Annotated in this window: 12 protein-coding genes; 11 read left to right on the forward strand and 1 reads right to left on the reverse strand. The window is 61.7% G+C overall.

Annotated features, from left to right (window positions below):
* Positions 1-9: 9 nt before the first annotated feature.
* The 10 genes from ubiB (at position 10) to guaA (ending at position 11,643) form a co-directional block, all read left to right on the forward strand.
* The gene (gene ubiB / locus GGR30_RS10210; protein WP_183485857.1) at positions 10-1,602 is read left to right on the forward strand and encodes a 2-polyprenylphenol 6-hydroxylase; all 1,593 of its coding nucleotides are present in this window, start codon (positions 10-12) and stop codon (positions 1,600-1,602) included.
* Between the two features lie 220 nt (positions 1,603-1,822).
* A complete protein-coding gene (locus tag GGR30_RS10215; protein WP_183485860.1) occupies positions 1,823-3,118 on the forward strand; it encodes an RsmB/NOP family class I SAM-dependent RNA methyltransferase in 1,296 nt (431 codons plus the stop codon).
* Positions 3,119-3,269: 151 nt separating this feature from the next.
* On the forward strand, positions 3,270-4,556 hold the full coding sequence (locus GGR30_RS10220; protein WP_183485863.1) for an imelysin family protein: 1,287 nt from the start codon (positions 3,270-3,272) through the stop codon (positions 4,554-4,556).
* A 65-nt stretch (positions 4,557-4,621) separates the two neighbouring features.
* Entirely contained in the window at positions 4,622-6,151 is a 1,530-nt protein-coding gene (locus tag GGR30_RS10225) for a di-heme oxidoreductase family protein (RefSeq protein ID WP_183485866.1), read from the forward strand.
* Positions 6,152-6,165: 14 nt separating this feature from the next.
* On the forward strand, positions 6,166-7,254 hold the full coding sequence (locus GGR30_RS10230; RefSeq protein ID WP_343066488.1) for an imelysin family protein: 1,089 nt from the start codon (positions 6,166-6,168) through the stop codon (positions 7,252-7,254).
* 5 nt (positions 7,255-7,259) lie between these two features.
* The gene (locus tag GGR30_RS10235; RefSeq protein WP_183485869.1) at positions 7,260-8,345 is read left to right on the forward strand and encodes a DUF1513 domain-containing protein; all 1,086 of its coding nucleotides are present in this window, start codon (positions 7,260-7,262) and stop codon (positions 8,343-8,345) included.
* 43 nt (positions 8,346-8,388) lie between these two features.
* The gene (locus tag GGR30_RS10240) at positions 8,389-8,844 is read left to right on the forward strand and encodes a TspO/MBR family protein (RefSeq protein ID WP_183485872.1); all 456 of its coding nucleotides are present in this window, start codon (positions 8,389-8,391) and stop codon (positions 8,842-8,844) included.
* Between the two features lie 113 nt (positions 8,845-8,957).
* Positions 8,958-9,410 (forward strand): PaaI family thioesterase, encoded by a 453-nt coding sequence (locus GGR30_RS10245; RefSeq protein ID WP_183485875.1) that lies wholly within the window; start codon positions 8,958-8,960, stop codon positions 9,408-9,410.
* Entirely contained in the window at positions 9,411-10,040 is a 630-nt protein-coding gene (locus GGR30_RS10250; RefSeq protein WP_183485878.1) for a 5'-methylthioadenosine/S-adenosylhomocysteine nucleosidase, read from the forward strand. It abuts the gene before it with no gap.
* Positions 10,041-10,077: 37 nt separating this feature from the next.
* Positions 10,078-11,643: a glutamine-hydrolyzing GMP synthase gene (gene guaA, locus GGR30_RS10255; protein ID WP_183485881.1), complete on the forward strand. Its 1,566-nt coding sequence runs from the start codon at positions 10,078-10,080 to the stop codon at positions 11,641-11,643.
* A 35-nt stretch (positions 11,644-11,678) separates the two neighbouring features.
* Here the strand turns inward: guaA and GGR30_RS10260 are convergent, their stop codons facing one another.
* Complete coding sequence (locus tag GGR30_RS10260; RefSeq protein ID WP_183485884.1) at positions 11,679-12,224, reverse strand: DUF6151 family protein; 546 nt, start codon at positions 12,222-12,224, stop codon at positions 11,679-11,681.
* Between the two features lie 555 nt (positions 12,225-12,779).
* Here GGR30_RS10260 and GGR30_RS10265 point away from each other — a divergent pair.
* Positions 12,780-13,601: an FkbM family methyltransferase gene (locus tag GGR30_RS10265; protein WP_183485889.1), complete on the forward strand. Its 822-nt coding sequence runs from the start codon at positions 12,780-12,782 to the stop codon at positions 13,599-13,601.
* The last annotated feature ends 206 nt before the right edge of the window (positions 13,602-13,807 follow it).

The following is a 13,807-nucleotide window of genomic DNA, read 5'->3' on the forward strand; positions in this document are numbered from 1 at the left end:
GCACGGCTCATGGGCGCGTTACGATCCTATTTCAATCTGCTCGGCGTTGGCTGGGTGCTGGCCCGCGAAGGCGTGATCAACGCGCTGCCGTCGGAAGGCCTGCCGGCCTATGCGCGGCTGGTGAAGGCGCTTCTCGTGCCGTTTGCCCGGCCGAGCGCGCGCAAGAAGGACCGTTCCGACCGCCTGGGCAAGGCGATTTCGCGGCTCGGTCCCTCCTATGTGAAGATGGGCCAGTTCCTGGCAACGCGCCCCGATGTGGTCGGCGATGGCTTTGCCAATGACCTTGCGCAGTTGCAGGACCGCATGCCGTTCTTCTCGGTGGAGGCGTCGAAATCCACCATCCGCAATTCGCTCGGTCGCCCGGTCGATGAGCTCTACACATCGTTTGGCGATCCGATCGCTGCCGCCTCGATCGCGCAGGTGCATCCGGCCGAAGTACTGGATCGCGACGGTCGCCGGCAGAAGGTTGCCGTCAAGGTGATCCGCCCCGGCATCCGCCAGCGCTTCCAGGAAGACCTCGGCGCGATGTATCTGGTGTCGCGCATGCAGGAGCGGTTCATCCGTTCCAGCCGGCGGCTGCGCCCGGTCGATATCACCCGCACGCTGGAGCAGACCACCAAGATCGAGATGGACCTGCGGCTTGAGGCTGCTGCCATATCCGAGATGACGGAGAACACGGCCGAGGATCCCGGTTTCCGCCTGCCGAAGGTGGACTGGGAGCGCACCGGCCGCGATGTCGTCACCATGGAATGGATCGACGGCGTCAAGATGTCGGATCTCGAAGGTCTGAAGAAGGCCGGGCACAATCTGGAGGAACTGGCGGTCACGCTGATCCAGTCCTTCCTGCGCCACACGCTGCGCGACGGCTTTTTTCACGCCGACATGCATCCCGGCAATCTCTTCGTCGACAATGACGGCATGATCGTCGCCGTCGACATGGGCATTGTCGGTCGGCTCGGAAAGAAGGAACGGCGCGTGCTCGCCGAAATCCTCTACGGTTTCATCACCCGCGATTACATGCGCGTGGCGGAGGCGCATTTCGAGGCGGGCTATGTTCCCGCGCACCACAACAAGGCCTCCTTCGCCCAGGCGATCCGCGCCATCGGCGAGCCGATCCATGGCCAGTCGGCCGAAACGATCTCCATGGGCAAGCTTCTGACGCTCCTGTTCGAGATCACCGAGATCTTCGAGATGTCGACGCAGACGCAGCTCATCAACCTGCAGAAGACCATGGTGGTGGTCGAGGGCGTGTCGCGCATGCTCGATCCGCATTTCAACATGTGGAAGGCGTCTGAACCCGTGGTCGGCAAATGGATCGAGGAGAACCTCGGCCCAAAACGCGTTCTCGCCGATATGCGCGAAGGCATGCGCGCGGCGCTGAAACTGGCCGAGGCCGTGCCGGAAATCGCCGACAAGACCGAGAAATTCCACAACGAAATCATTGCCATGAGCGAGAAGGGCCTGCGCTTTGACGAGAGCACGGCCGAGGCGATCGGTCGCGCCGAAGCGCGGCATACGCGCTCGGGTCGCGCGGCGCTGTGGCTGATTGCAGTCGTGCTTGGCTACCTTGCTGTCGTGGCGTCGTTCATGTGGCTGGGGTAGGACTTGGTGCCAGTAAGCTCGCCGCATAGCGTCCGCCGATCTCCCCCCTTGAGGGGGAGATGTCGCGATAGCGACAGAGAGGGGTATGGGCATAAGCAACAGGCTTCGAAATCGGCGGGAGGGTTCACCCCCCTCTGCCCCTTTCGGGGCATCTCCCCCTCAAGGGGGGAGATTGAGGGAAACCTTTTCCGCTTCTCCCTCCAATCAACGGAGCATAACCATGCGTATCGGCGGGCGTCTTCAAGGCGCGATCGAAATTCTGGCGGATGTCGAAGAGCGGCGGCGGCCGATTGCCAATGCGCTGAAGGACTGGGGCACGGCGCATCGCTTTGCCGGGTCCGGTGATCGAGCGGCCATCGGCAATATCGTCTATGACGCGCTGCGACTGAAGCTTTCCCACGCCTGGCTCATGGATGACGACAGCCCGGCAGCCCTTGCCCATGCGGTCCTCTTCCGCCAGTGGGGCATTGCGCCGGAAGCACTTGCCGAACGGCTGGATGGCGACAAGTTCGCGCCCGAGCCCTTGTCCGACGCGGCTCTCCAGGCCTTTGCCAGCCGCAATCTTGCCGATGCGCCGGATGATGTGCGCGGCGACCTTCCCGAATGGATCCTGCCGGCTTTCAAGCAGAATTTCGGCGAGAACTGGCTGGCGGAAGCCGAAGCGCTGAACCTGCGCCCGCCGCTGGACCTGCGCGTCAACACGCTGAAGGCAACCCGCGAGAAGGTGCTGAAGGCCCTTGCCCGCAGCGGAGCAGGTGAGGGCGGGATCGCGCCCGAGGCGATCCGCATTCCGCCCGGAAGCGGGCCGGACCGCCTGCCCAATGTCACCGCCGAGCTTTCTTTCCAGAAGGGCTGGTTCGAGGTGCAGGATCAGGGTTCGCAGATCGTCGCCAAGCTGGTCGGAGCAAAGGCCGGCGATCAGGCGCTTGATTTCTGCGCGGGCGGCGGCGGCAAGACGCTGGCGCTGGCAGCCGCGATGGAGAATGCCGGGCAGGTGCACGCCTATGACGCCGACCGCACCCGGCTTGCGCCGATCATCGAGCGGCTGAAGCGGGCGGGCACGCGCAATGTGCAGGTTCATGATACGCTTGAGGGGCTTTCCGGCCTTGAGGCGCGGTTCGACCATGTTCTGGTCGACGCGCCCTGCACAGGCACCGGCACCTGGCGTCGCCGGCCGGACATCAAATGGCGGCTTTCGGAAAAGAACCTCGAGGAGCGCACCGCCCAGCAGGCCGAGGTGCTTGTCGATGCCGCCCGCTTCGTCAAGCCGGGCGGGCATCTGGTCTATGTCACCTGTTCGCTTCTGCCGGCGGAAAATCAGGATCAGATCGCGCGGTTTCTGCAAAGCGAGAGCGGCAGCGGCTTTGCGGCCGTGGATGTCGAGACCGTCTGGCCCGCCGCCTTCCCCGGCGTCGAGGCTCGGCCTCATGTCTCCTGCGCAGGCTTTGCCACGCTGACGCCGGCAGCAACCGGGACCGACGGGTTCTTCTGTGCGATTCTGGTCCGGAAATCCTGATTTCAGCGCTTTGAATTGACGATCATCAAGGCCGATACGCGGCCTTTCTGCTTATTGTCCGTTCAATAACTGGATTATTTGACACAAGTTTGTTTTTCCTTCATGTAGGCCGCGATCAACCAATCGTGAACTCATTGAAGGAGAGGGATTCATGAAACGCACGACAACCATGCGCGTTGCGCTTTCCGCTTTTGCGGCCTCGACCGTTCTTGCGGCCATGCCGGCCTTTGCGGCGGACGCGACGCCGGAAGACGTCGTCAAGCATTATGCCGATGTCGCCCATGCCAAATATCAGGACAGCCTGACCACGGCGCAGGACCTCGACGCGGCAATCCAGGCCTTCATCGAAGCCCCGAGCGAAGAGACGCAGGCCGCCGCCAAGGAAGCATGGATCGCTGCCCGCGTTCCCTATCAGCAGACCGAGGTCTATCGCTTCGGCAACCCGGCCGTTGATGACTGGGAAGGCAAGGTCAACGCCTGGCCGCTCGACGAGGGCCTGATCGATTACGTCGACGCCTCCTATGGCATGGAAAGCGACGAGAACACGCTTTACACGGCCAATGTGATCGCCAATCCGGAAATCGAGATCAACGGCGAGGCGGTCGATGCCACCGAGATCACGCCGGACCTTCTGGCCAACACGCTGCATGAGGCCGGCGGTATCGAAGCCAATGTCGCGACCGGCTATCACGCCATCGAATTCCTGCTCTGGGGCCAGGACCTGAACGGCACGGATGCCGGCGCGGGCGAGCGTTCCTACACGGATTATCTTTCGGGCGATGATTGCACCAACGGCAATTGCGACCGCCGCGCGGCCTATCTCTCGGCCGCGTCCGAACTGCTGATCTCCGATCTGGAAGATATCGTGGCGGCCTGGGAAGAGGGCGGCGAAGCCTACACCTATGTCACCGAGGATCCGACACGCGGCGTCGCCGCCATCCTCACGGGCATGGGGTCGCTCTCCTATGGCGAGCTTGCCGGCGAGCGCATGAAGCTCGGCCTGCTGCTGCACGATCCGGAAGAAGAGCATGATTGCTTCTCCGACAACACCCATGCCTCGCACCTCAATGATGTCATCGGCATCCTGCAGGCCTATACGGGCGACTATGTTCGCGTGGACGGCACGGAGATGACCGGCGCTTCGGTTTCCGATCTGGTTGCTGCCAAGGACGCAGCGCTGGATGAGGAAATCAAGGCGAAGCTCGTCGACACGGTCGAGGCGATGGAAGCCATGGCGGCGCGCGCCAATAACGTCGAGGCTTATGACCAGATGATCGGTGAAGGCAATGACGAGGGCAATGCCACCGTTCAGGCCGCCATCGACGGACTGATCGCGCAGACCCCGTCGATCGAGCGTGCGATTGCAGCACTTGAACTCGGCCAGATTGAACTGGAAGGCTCCGACAGCCTGGACAATCCGGACGCTGTCTTCCAATAAGAATAGCAATGGCGGGGCCCGCGCAGCATGTCGCGGGGCCCGTCCTCCTTTTGACGTGAAAGACCATGACGACACGGTATTCGAGAACTCTTCCTCTGGCGGCGCTTGCCGCCTTGTTCGGTTTTGCGGCACTGGCCCAGGACTGGCCGCTGCCTGAAACGCGCGATGATCTCGATGCCAAGGACAAGGCCCGTGTGGAGGCTGTAACGCAGCCAACCGATGATTTCTCCAAGGCTGAGCGCTTCGAAACCATGCAGGGCGGGGCGGCGACCACCAAGGCCACCGTCAACCGCGATGTGTTCTCCAAATCCTCCGCCAACATCACCTTCGCCGAGGAAGAGACCTTCAAGCTCGGCAATGCGCTGTTCCGCAAGTTCTGGGTTTCCTCGCCGTCGTCGACGCAGGCCTCCGACGGGCTTGGCCCGCTGTTCAACGCGCGCTCCTGCCAGAGCTGCCATCTGAAGGACGGGCGCGGCCATCCGCCGGAAGGCGACAGCGATGCCACCTCGATGTTCCTGCGTCTGGCGCGGCCCGCCCGCACGCCGGAGGAGCGGGCGCGCATCGACAGTTACGAGACCATCAATTTTCCTGACGAAGTCTATGGCGGCCAGTTCCAGGATTTCGCCGTGCCCGGCCTTTCCGCCGAAGGCCATATGAAGATTGATTATACGGAAAAGCCGGTGACGCTCGGCGACGGCACGGTCGTGTCGCTCCGCGAGCCGATCTATAGCGTGACCGATCTGGCCTATGGCCCGATGGGTGAGGACACGACGCTTTCGCCGCGCATTGCCAACCAGATGATCGGCATGGGGTTGATCCAGGCGATCCATCCGGCGGATATCCTGTCTCAGGCCGATCCCGATGACGTGGACGGCGACGGCATTTCCGGTCGTCCGGCGATCGTCAGCGATCACAGGACCGGCGAGATCAAGCTCGGCCGCTTCGGCTGGAAGGCGCAGAATGCCAGCGTGCGCGACCAGTCCTCCGGCGCCTTTTCCGGCGATATCGGCATTTCCTCGCCGGACGCGCCGAACCATTGGGGCGATTGCTCCGAGACGGAGGCCGACTGCCTGGCAATGCCGCACGGCGCACAGGCCCGGCTCGGCGACAGCGAAGCGCCCGATCCGGTGATGGAACTCGTCACCTTCTATTCCGAAAACCTCGCCGTGCCCGCCCGCCGCGATGTCGATGACCCGGAAGTTCTACGCGGCAAGCAGGTGTTCTACGAGGCCGGCTGCGCCTCCTGCCATACGCCGAAATATGTCACCAGCCGCGATGCGGAAAACGCGGCTCATCGCTTCCAGCTGATCTGGCCCTATTCCGACTTCCTGCTGCATGATATGGGCGAGGGGCTCGCAGACCATCAGCAGGTGGGCGTTGCCGATGGCTATGAATGGCGCACTGCGCCGCTCTGGGGCACGGGGCTGACGGAGGTTGTCAGCGGCCATTCCTTCTTCCTGCATGACGGCCGTGCGCGCGACCGCACCGAGGCGATCCTGTGGCATGGCGGCGAGGCGCAGGATGCGCGCGACAATTTCGCCAACGCCTCGAAAGAGGACCGAGACGCACTGATCAAATTCCTGGAATCGCTTTGAGACATGGAGTTGTTGTGAGACATCTTGCCGGAACCGTTTTCGCCGTCCTTCTTGCCTTGCCGCTGGGAACCGGCAGTGCGCGGGCCATGAACGAGGATGCCGTGCCGATGGTGCTGGAAAAGGCCGTCGACGGTTTCATCCGGCCCGGCTATCACGCCTTCGAAGAAGCCTCCGGCACCATGGCCTCGGCAATGGGCGCCTTCTGCGCCACGCCCGACGAGGCGACCTATGGGGCGGCTGAGACGGCCTTTGACGAACTGGTCGGCGCATGGTCGCATATCGAGATCGTGCGCACCGGCCCGGTCATCGATGACCACCGGTTCGAGCGCATTCTCTTCTACCCCGACCGCAAGAGCATCGGACTCAAGCAAGTCCAGGCGGCCATCATCGAAGAGGATGAAACCGCCACCGACCCCGATTACCTGCCGGAAAAGAGCGTCGCCATGCAGGGGCTTCTGGCGCTCGAATTCGTGCTGTTCGGCACGCAATACGAGACGATGTTCGATGCGCCGGAGAGCTATCGCTGCCGCTATGGCGCGGCGATTGCGGAGAATATCGACGACATCGCCGGCGCGCTGTCACAGGAATGGGATGCGCCCGATGGCGTTGCCGCCCACTGGAAGAAACCCGGTTCGGACAATCCGCTGTTCCGCACGAATGACGAGGCGCTGACGGCGCTGCTCGGCGTGCTGGTGCACGGCATGGAGACCGTGCGCGACTATCGGATTGAGTATTTCTATCGCGGCGAGGACGGCCCGAACATTCCCACCCGCGCGATCTACTGGCGCTCGGAAAACACCTGGCCGTCGATTCTTGCCAACCTGGAGGGGTTGCAGGATCTGCTGAACAATTCGGAGATGGTTGATCTGCTTGATGAAGACGTGCGTTCCATCGTCTCCTCGATCAACTTCCTGTTCTCCTCGGTCGAGGGCGTGGTCGGCAGCATGGACCCGGATATCGAGGTCGTACTGTCCGATCCCGACCAGCGTGCCAAGCTGGATTACCTGCTGATCAACACCAAGGACCTGATCCTGAGGCTCAACGACCGCTATGGCGGCGCGATCGGACTTGGCGCGGGCTTTTCCTTCTCCGACGGGGATTGACGTTCATGCGCTCGCCGCTCCTTGACCGTCGAAGCTTCGTCAAGGCGGCGGGCGCCGCCTTTCTGGCGGGTCTGACGCCGGCCTCCGCCTTCGCGCTGTCGCGCGCCGACGCGGTCTATGCCACCGGCATCCGCAAGGCCGACCGCAGTTTCGCGCTGGCGCTGATGAGCGAGGCAGGCGATTTCATCGCGGAAATCGAGCTGCCCGACCGCATACACGGCCTTGCCGCGTCGCCCGCAACGGGCGAGGTCGCGGCCTTTGCCCGCCGGCCCGGCACCTTCATCCTGGTGTTCTCTCCCGATGGCAGCGGCGGGCAGTTCCTCATCAATTCCATTGCCGACCGGCATTTCTACGGCCACGGGGCGTTTTCGCCGGATGGACGGTTTCTCTATGCCAGCGAGAATGATTTCGAAAACCGTCGCGGCGTGATCGGCATCTATGATCGCCGCGATGGCTATCTCAGGATCGACGAATATCCGACCTATGGCGTCGGCCCGCATGATCTGGCGGTCTCGCCGGACGGGCGCTTTCTGGTCGCGGCCAATGGCGGCATCGAGACCCATCCGGATTTCGGCCGCACCAAGCTCAATCTCGACCATATGGAGCCGTCGCTGGCGCTGATCGATGCGGCGTCCGGCGCGCTTGTCGAGAAACATGCGCTGCCCGCCGATCTCAGCCAGCTCTCGACCCGGCATCTGGCGATTGGTGGGGAGGGGCGCGTGTGGTTTGCCTGCCAGTATGAAGGCCCGCGCAATGCGCTGCCGCCGCTCGTCGGCCGCTTTGCCCCCGGCGAGGCGCTCTCCTTTGCCGAGCTGCCGGAGGATATCACCATCGGGCTTGGCAATTATGTCGGCGCCATCGCCTATAATCCGCGCGACGGGCTGATCGGCCTTTCCTCTCCGAAGGGCAAGGGAATGGTGGCAAGCCTCGACGAGGCGACCGGTCAGCTGCGCTCATCGCGCGTTCTTGCCGATGCGGCGGGCATTGCGGCGGCAGACCATGGCTTTGCCGTCGGCACCTATGGCGGGTCGTTCAAGGGCCGCCATCATGATGTCGCTTTCGATCAGCATATCCAGCGGCTGAATGAATAGGTCGACTGGACAACAGGGTTTCGCGCGCTAGATCGGTCTCGCCATGAAAAGAATTCTTATCCATGCCGTCTTCGTTGTCGGCGTCGTCATTGCGGGTTTCATCGTCGGTATCGTCAATGTGCCGGGCGAATGGTACCAGTCGCTCGCCAAGCCGCCCTTCAATCCGCCGAACTGGGTCTTCGCGCCCGCCTGGAGCCTGCTCTATGTGCTGATCGGCTGGGCCGGCGCGCGGCTCTTCATCGGCCGGCCTCTAACGTCCGGCGCGCTGACGCTGTGGACGGCGCTTCTGGTCTTGAACCTTGCCTGGTCGCCGCTCTTCTTCGGCATGGAGATGCCGGCGGCGGCGCTGGTCGTTGTGAGCGCGCTCCTTGCGGGCATCCTTCTGTTCATCGCCCGCACCTGGGGCAAGGATCGTCCTGCGGCGCTGCTCTTCGTGCCCTATGCGGCCTGGGTCGCCTTCGCCACGCTGCTCAACGCCTCGATCGTTTACCTCAATTGATCTTTCCCGCTTGTTGGGAATAGGCGACCGTGCCAATCTCCGTTGCCAGAGCGCCGTGCGTCCATTCGGATGCACAAAGAACGTTCTAGCATATTGAATCTACGCGGTGAGGCATGGCGAATTTCGAGCACGGCGACTTTCACGCCCGGATCATGAACAGTTTTGCGAGCCAGGGCGCGATGGAGATGCTCGGGGCGGAACTGACCCGCATCAGCCACGGCGTGGTCGAGATCGAGCTGCCGTTCGATCAGAAACTGACGCAGCAGCACGGCATCCTCCATGCGGGCGTCATCGCGACCGGGCTTGAGACCGCCTGCACCTATGCCGCCTACACGATGATCGACACCGATGCCTCGCTTCTCACCATCGAGTTCAAGGTCAATCTCCTGTCGCCGGGGCGGGCAGGGCGGTTCCTGTTTCGCGGTGAGGTCACGAGGCCGGGCACCAACATCATCGTCACCGACGGGCGCGGCTATGCCATCGGCGACGACGGCCCGGCAAAGCTGATCGCCTCCATGTCCGGCACATGCATGGTCGTGCGCGACCGGGAAGGGTTTCAGGGGTAGATGCTCGATCAGGTAGGCGGAAAGGACGTTCTCTTCGTCATGGCGGCCGAGGCCGAGTATGGCGAAAGGCTGAAGGCGCGGATTTCGCCTCTGATGGCGGGCGTTGGCCCGGTCGAGGCCGCGATCTCGCTGACCAAGGCGCTCACCGTCTTTGCCGCGGCGGGCAGGCTGCCGGCGCTCGTCGTGTCGCTCGGCTCGGCCGGCTCGGCCACCCTGGAGCAGACGGAGATTTATCAGGCCGCCTCGGTTTCCTTTCGCGACATGGATGCCTCGCCGCTCGGTTTCGAGAAAGGGCGGACGCCGTTTCTGGATATTCCGGCCGAAGTTCCGCTGCCGTTCACGATCCCCGGCCTGCCTTCCGCGCGCCTGTCGACGGGCGCCAATATCGTCTCGGGCGCGGCCTATGATCTTATAGACGCCGAGATGGTGGACATGGAGACTTTTGCGCTTCTGCGGGCCTGTCAGGTGTTCGGCATCCCGCTGGTCGGCCTTAGAGGCATTTCCGATGGCCGGGAAGAGCTCAAACATGTCGATGACTGGACGCAATATCTCCATATCATCGATGAAAAACTCAGCAACGCCGTCGATCGGCTGGAAAGCGCCATTGAAACGGGCGCGATTCCCCTCTAAACGCAGCTTTTAGCTTTCATCGAGCGGAAGGCCTCCCATGACCGCAGACATTACCCATCCCGATTCCGTCCTGATCATCGATTTCGGCAGCCAGGTCACGCAGTTGATCGCGCGTCGCGTCCGCGAGGCCGGCGTATTCTGCGAGATCGTGCCGTTCCAGAAGGCGGAGGAAGGGTTCGAACGGCTGAAGCCGAAGGGCGTGATCTTCTCCGGCGGTCCGGATTCCGTCACGCGGGACGGCTCGCCGCGCGCGCCGCAGGCGGTATTCGACAGCGGCGTGCCGATCCTCGCCATCTGCTACGGCCAGCAGACCATGTGCGTGCAACTCGGCGGTTCGGTCGAAGGCGGCCACGCGGCGGAGTTCGGCCGCGCCGATGTCGAGATCCTGAAGGCCTCGCCGCTGTTCGAGGGCATCTGGGAGGTTGGCAAGAAATATCCGGTGTGGATGAGCCATGGCGACCGCGTCACTCATGCGCCGGAAGGGTTCGAGGTGATCGGCGTCTCGCCGCATGCGCCCTTTGCCATCTGCGTCAACGAGGAAAAGCGCTACTACACCACCATGTTCCACCCGGAAGTGGTGCACACGCCCGACGGCGGCCGGCTGCTTTCCAATTTCGTGCACAAGATCGTCGGGCTGAAATCCGACTGGTCGATGGCGGCCTACCGCGCCGAGATGGTGCAGAAGATCCGCGATCAGGTGGGCGATAAGCGCGTGATCTGCGCGCTGTCCGGCGGCGTCGACTCCTCCGTCGCCGCACTCCTGATCCATGAGGCCGTCGGCGACCAGCTCACTTGCATCCTCGTAGACCACGGGCTGATGCGCAAGAACGAGGCGGCGGAAGTCGTCGCCATGTTCCGCGAGCACTACAACCTGCACCTCATTCATGTCGATGCGGTCGACCGTTTCGTCGGCGAGCTTGAAGGCGTCGCCGATCCGGAGACCAAGCGCAAGATCATCGGCCGCCTGTTCATCGAGACCTTCGAGGACGAGGCGAAGAAGCTCGGCGGGGCCGACTTCCTCGGTCAAGGCACGCTCTATCCGGATGTGATCGAAAGCGTGTCCTTCTCCGGCGGCCCGTCGGTCACCATCAAGTCGCACCACAATGTCGGCGGTCTTCCCGAGCGCATGAACATGCAGCTTGTCGAACCCTTGCGCGAACTGTTCAAGGACGAGGTCCGCGTGCTCGGCAAGGAACTCGGCCTTCCCGACAGCTTCATCGGTCGCCATCCCTTCCCGGGGCCGGGTCTTGCCATCCGTTGCCCCGGCGGCGTGACGAAGGAAAAGCTCGACATTCTGCGCGAGGCGGACGCGATCTATCTCGACGAAATCCGGAAAAACGGCCTCTACGACGTCATCTGGCAGGCCTTTGCCGTGCTGTTGCCGGTGCAGACTGTCGGCGTGATGGGCGATGGCCGCACCTATGAATTCGTCTGCGCGCTGCGCGCTGTCACCTCGGTCGACGGCATGACGGCCGATTTCTACCACTACGACATGAACTTCCTCGGCAAGGCCGCCACCCGCATCATCAACGAGGTCCGCGGCATCAACCGCGTCGTCTACGACGTGACCTCGAAGCCGCCGGGCACGATCGAGTGGGAATGATTGCCGGTGTGCGCGGGTGCTGACGGGCCTTGCCGTCAGCGGCTCAAGTCGATCTCGCCTTTGATGTAGTCGATCTTCGGCCTGCGAAAGCCCATTGCCGCCCAGGACGCCATCAGCCGGAAGAAGAAGGCTGCCGAATAGGTCTTGAGATTGGGCACATCCTCGGGCAGCGACGACGGATCGTCCAGCGTGCCTGCCATCGTCCTGAGTTGAAGCGGCGGCAGTGCGCCTTCCGGCCAGAGCACGCCGTAGAGATCGACCCAGTGGCCTACCGTGACGTCGAGCAGGACCGGCGTATTGCAGCAGATCGCAACGGCGCGCCGGGTCCTGGTCTTGTCGTTCAGCCGGAACGCCCGGAGATGCTCCGCACCCTTGATGCAGCGTACCCGGTCCTTGCGATAGACCTCCATGCGCGTGCCGCCGGAGACCTCGCGCAGACGCGGCGCGCCGGGAAGCGCTTCCATCCTGTCGGCCGCAGTCCGGCATGAATTGCAGAGACATTCCGCGCTCATGATCGGTGCCTCTTCGGCCTCCATGACAACGCTGCCGCAGCGGCATTGCACTCTTGTCACTGCTCCCATCAACGCACCTCCGCAAAGTCTTTCGACAGACTATAGCGGTTCTCGCTGGTTTCGAGGAGACAGTGCGGCGGATTCATGTGTTTGGCTTCCTATTGAACCAGAGATATCAAATTCGCAGGCCTGATTGATGATCGCGCGGAAAGCTTTCTTTGCGTTCTGAGCGGAGCTGTCGCGGACTGCTGATGCTGGATCCTTTTCCGGCCTCGAAAACAGGGCCAACCGCCCGCGATATGGGGAGCCTCCGTGTCACCCGCAAAAAAAAACGGTTGGCTGCTCGAAGCAAAAGTCATCTTTTTTTGCTGTCGCGGATAGCGTGCGTCAGGTTGTGTCAAATAAATGTTGCCCTTAATAAGATTCCCAAAATAGAATAGCCTTTGGGACGAGTGATTTTCGAGGGGTGGAGACTTGGAGAGGGCTCGATTGCCGTTTTTGTATTGTCACTTTGAATTCAGTTCGTGACTTTAAGTGGGGGGGGCGGTTTTGTTCAGAAATTTATTGATGATTGTTAAATTTATCTACGCGCATCCACTGAACGAAAATCGGAGATTCAGATCATTGACCGGTTTTTTCCGGTGGCAGGTCGGTTCGAAAATGCTGGGGGGGCGGTTGATCGTTGACTGGGTCGATGACGCGAAATTCATTGTTCAAAAGGGCGAGACGGGCCTGACCGGGAATCTCTATTGCGGGCTCATGGAATACGAGGATATGGCATTCCTTCTCCATTATCTTCGCGAAACCGATGAATTTTACGATGTCGGTGCGAATGTTGGCGCATATACGATACTTGCGAGTGGGGTGCGCGGCTGCAAATCCTACACATTCGAACCTCTCCCGGATACGTATGACAGGCTTCTGGACCAGATCAAGATCAACAGGATCGATGAACTGGTCGTGCCAAATAACAAGGGAGTTGGCGCTGAACCGTCTGTTCTTGAATTCACGAGCAATCTGAATTGCGCCAATCACGTCAATACAGATCCCAACAACAAGGACGTCGTCAGCGTTGAAGTCACGACGCTGGATAGTATTGATCCGGACCACAGTTCTATCGTGAAGGTGGATGTGGAGGGGTATGAATCCTTTGTTTTGGAAGGTGGGAAGGCCTTTTTTGGCAACCCTCAGGTTGCGGCGCTGATCGTCGAGCTGAACGGAAGCGGTGAAAAGTTCGGCATCTCGGACGATGATATTGATCGCAAGATCCGTTCGTTCGGTTTTGTGGCGGTGAAATATGATCCGAAAAGCCGATCTCTGAACGAGGCTGGAAAGTATAATACCGGCGGAAATACCGTGTATGTCAAAAACGTGGAACAGGCCGCACAAAGATGCGCTTCCGCGGAAGAGGTAACAATCCACACGGCGGGCGATGTCAGAATATAAAATTCGGTTCCGATCTGACCGTTAATCATCAGATGGGTGGAAAGGCATATCGCTTTGCGACATGCTCCGGCTTTCTGAAATGGCGTTTCAGTCCGGAGCTACCGGTTTCCCGTGGCATCCCAAAGCCTGAATAGGTCCGTGCGCCTGCCGATCTGATTGTCCTCGGCGGCCTTGCCTCTTCTTTGTGATCGTTATTTGGGTTGCCT

This window comes from Martelella radicis, assembly GCF_014196625.1.
Taxonomy (GTDB): domain Bacteria; phylum Pseudomonadota; class Alphaproteobacteria; order Rhizobiales; family Rhizobiaceae; genus Martelella; species Martelella radicis.

What these genes read in the sequence shown, in the direction of transcription:
- ubiB (WP_183485857.1), top strand. Translation starts at nt 10, where the DNA reads ATGGGCGCGTTACGATCCTATTTCAATCTGCTCGGCGTTGGCTGGGTG.
- GGR30_RS10215 (WP_183485860.1), top strand. Translation starts at nt 1,823, where the DNA reads ATGCGTATCGGCGGGCGTCTTCAAGGCGCGATCGAAATTCTGGCGGAT.
- GGR30_RS10220 (WP_183485863.1), top strand. Translation starts at nt 3,270, where the DNA reads ATGAAACGCACGACAACCATGCGCGTTGCGCTTTCCGCTTTTGCGGCC.
- GGR30_RS10225 (WP_183485866.1), top strand. Translation starts at nt 4,622, where the DNA reads ATGACGACACGGTATTCGAGAACTCTTCCTCTGGCGGCGCTTGCCGCC.
- GGR30_RS10235 (WP_183485869.1), top strand. Translation starts at nt 7,260, where the DNA reads ATGCGCTCGCCGCTCCTTGACCGTCGAAGCTTCGTCAAGGCGGCGGGC.
- GGR30_RS10240 (WP_183485872.1), top strand. Translation starts at nt 8,389, where the DNA reads ATGAAAAGAATTCTTATCCATGCCGTCTTCGTTGTCGGCGTCGTCATT.
- GGR30_RS10245 (WP_183485875.1), top strand. Translation starts at nt 8,958, where the DNA reads ATGGCGAATTTCGAGCACGGCGACTTTCACGCCCGGATCATGAACAGT.
- GGR30_RS10250 (WP_183485878.1), top strand. Translation starts at nt 9,411, where the DNA reads ATGCTCGATCAGGTAGGCGGAAAGGACGTTCTCTTCGTCATGGCGGCC.
- guaA (WP_183485881.1), top strand. Translation starts at nt 10,078, where the DNA reads ATGACCGCAGACATTACCCATCCCGATTCCGTCCTGATCATCGATTTC.
- GGR30_RS10260 (WP_183485884.1), bottom strand. Translation starts at nt 12,224, where the DNA reads ATGGGAGCAGTGACAAGAGTGCAATGCCGCTGCGGCAGCGTTGTCATG.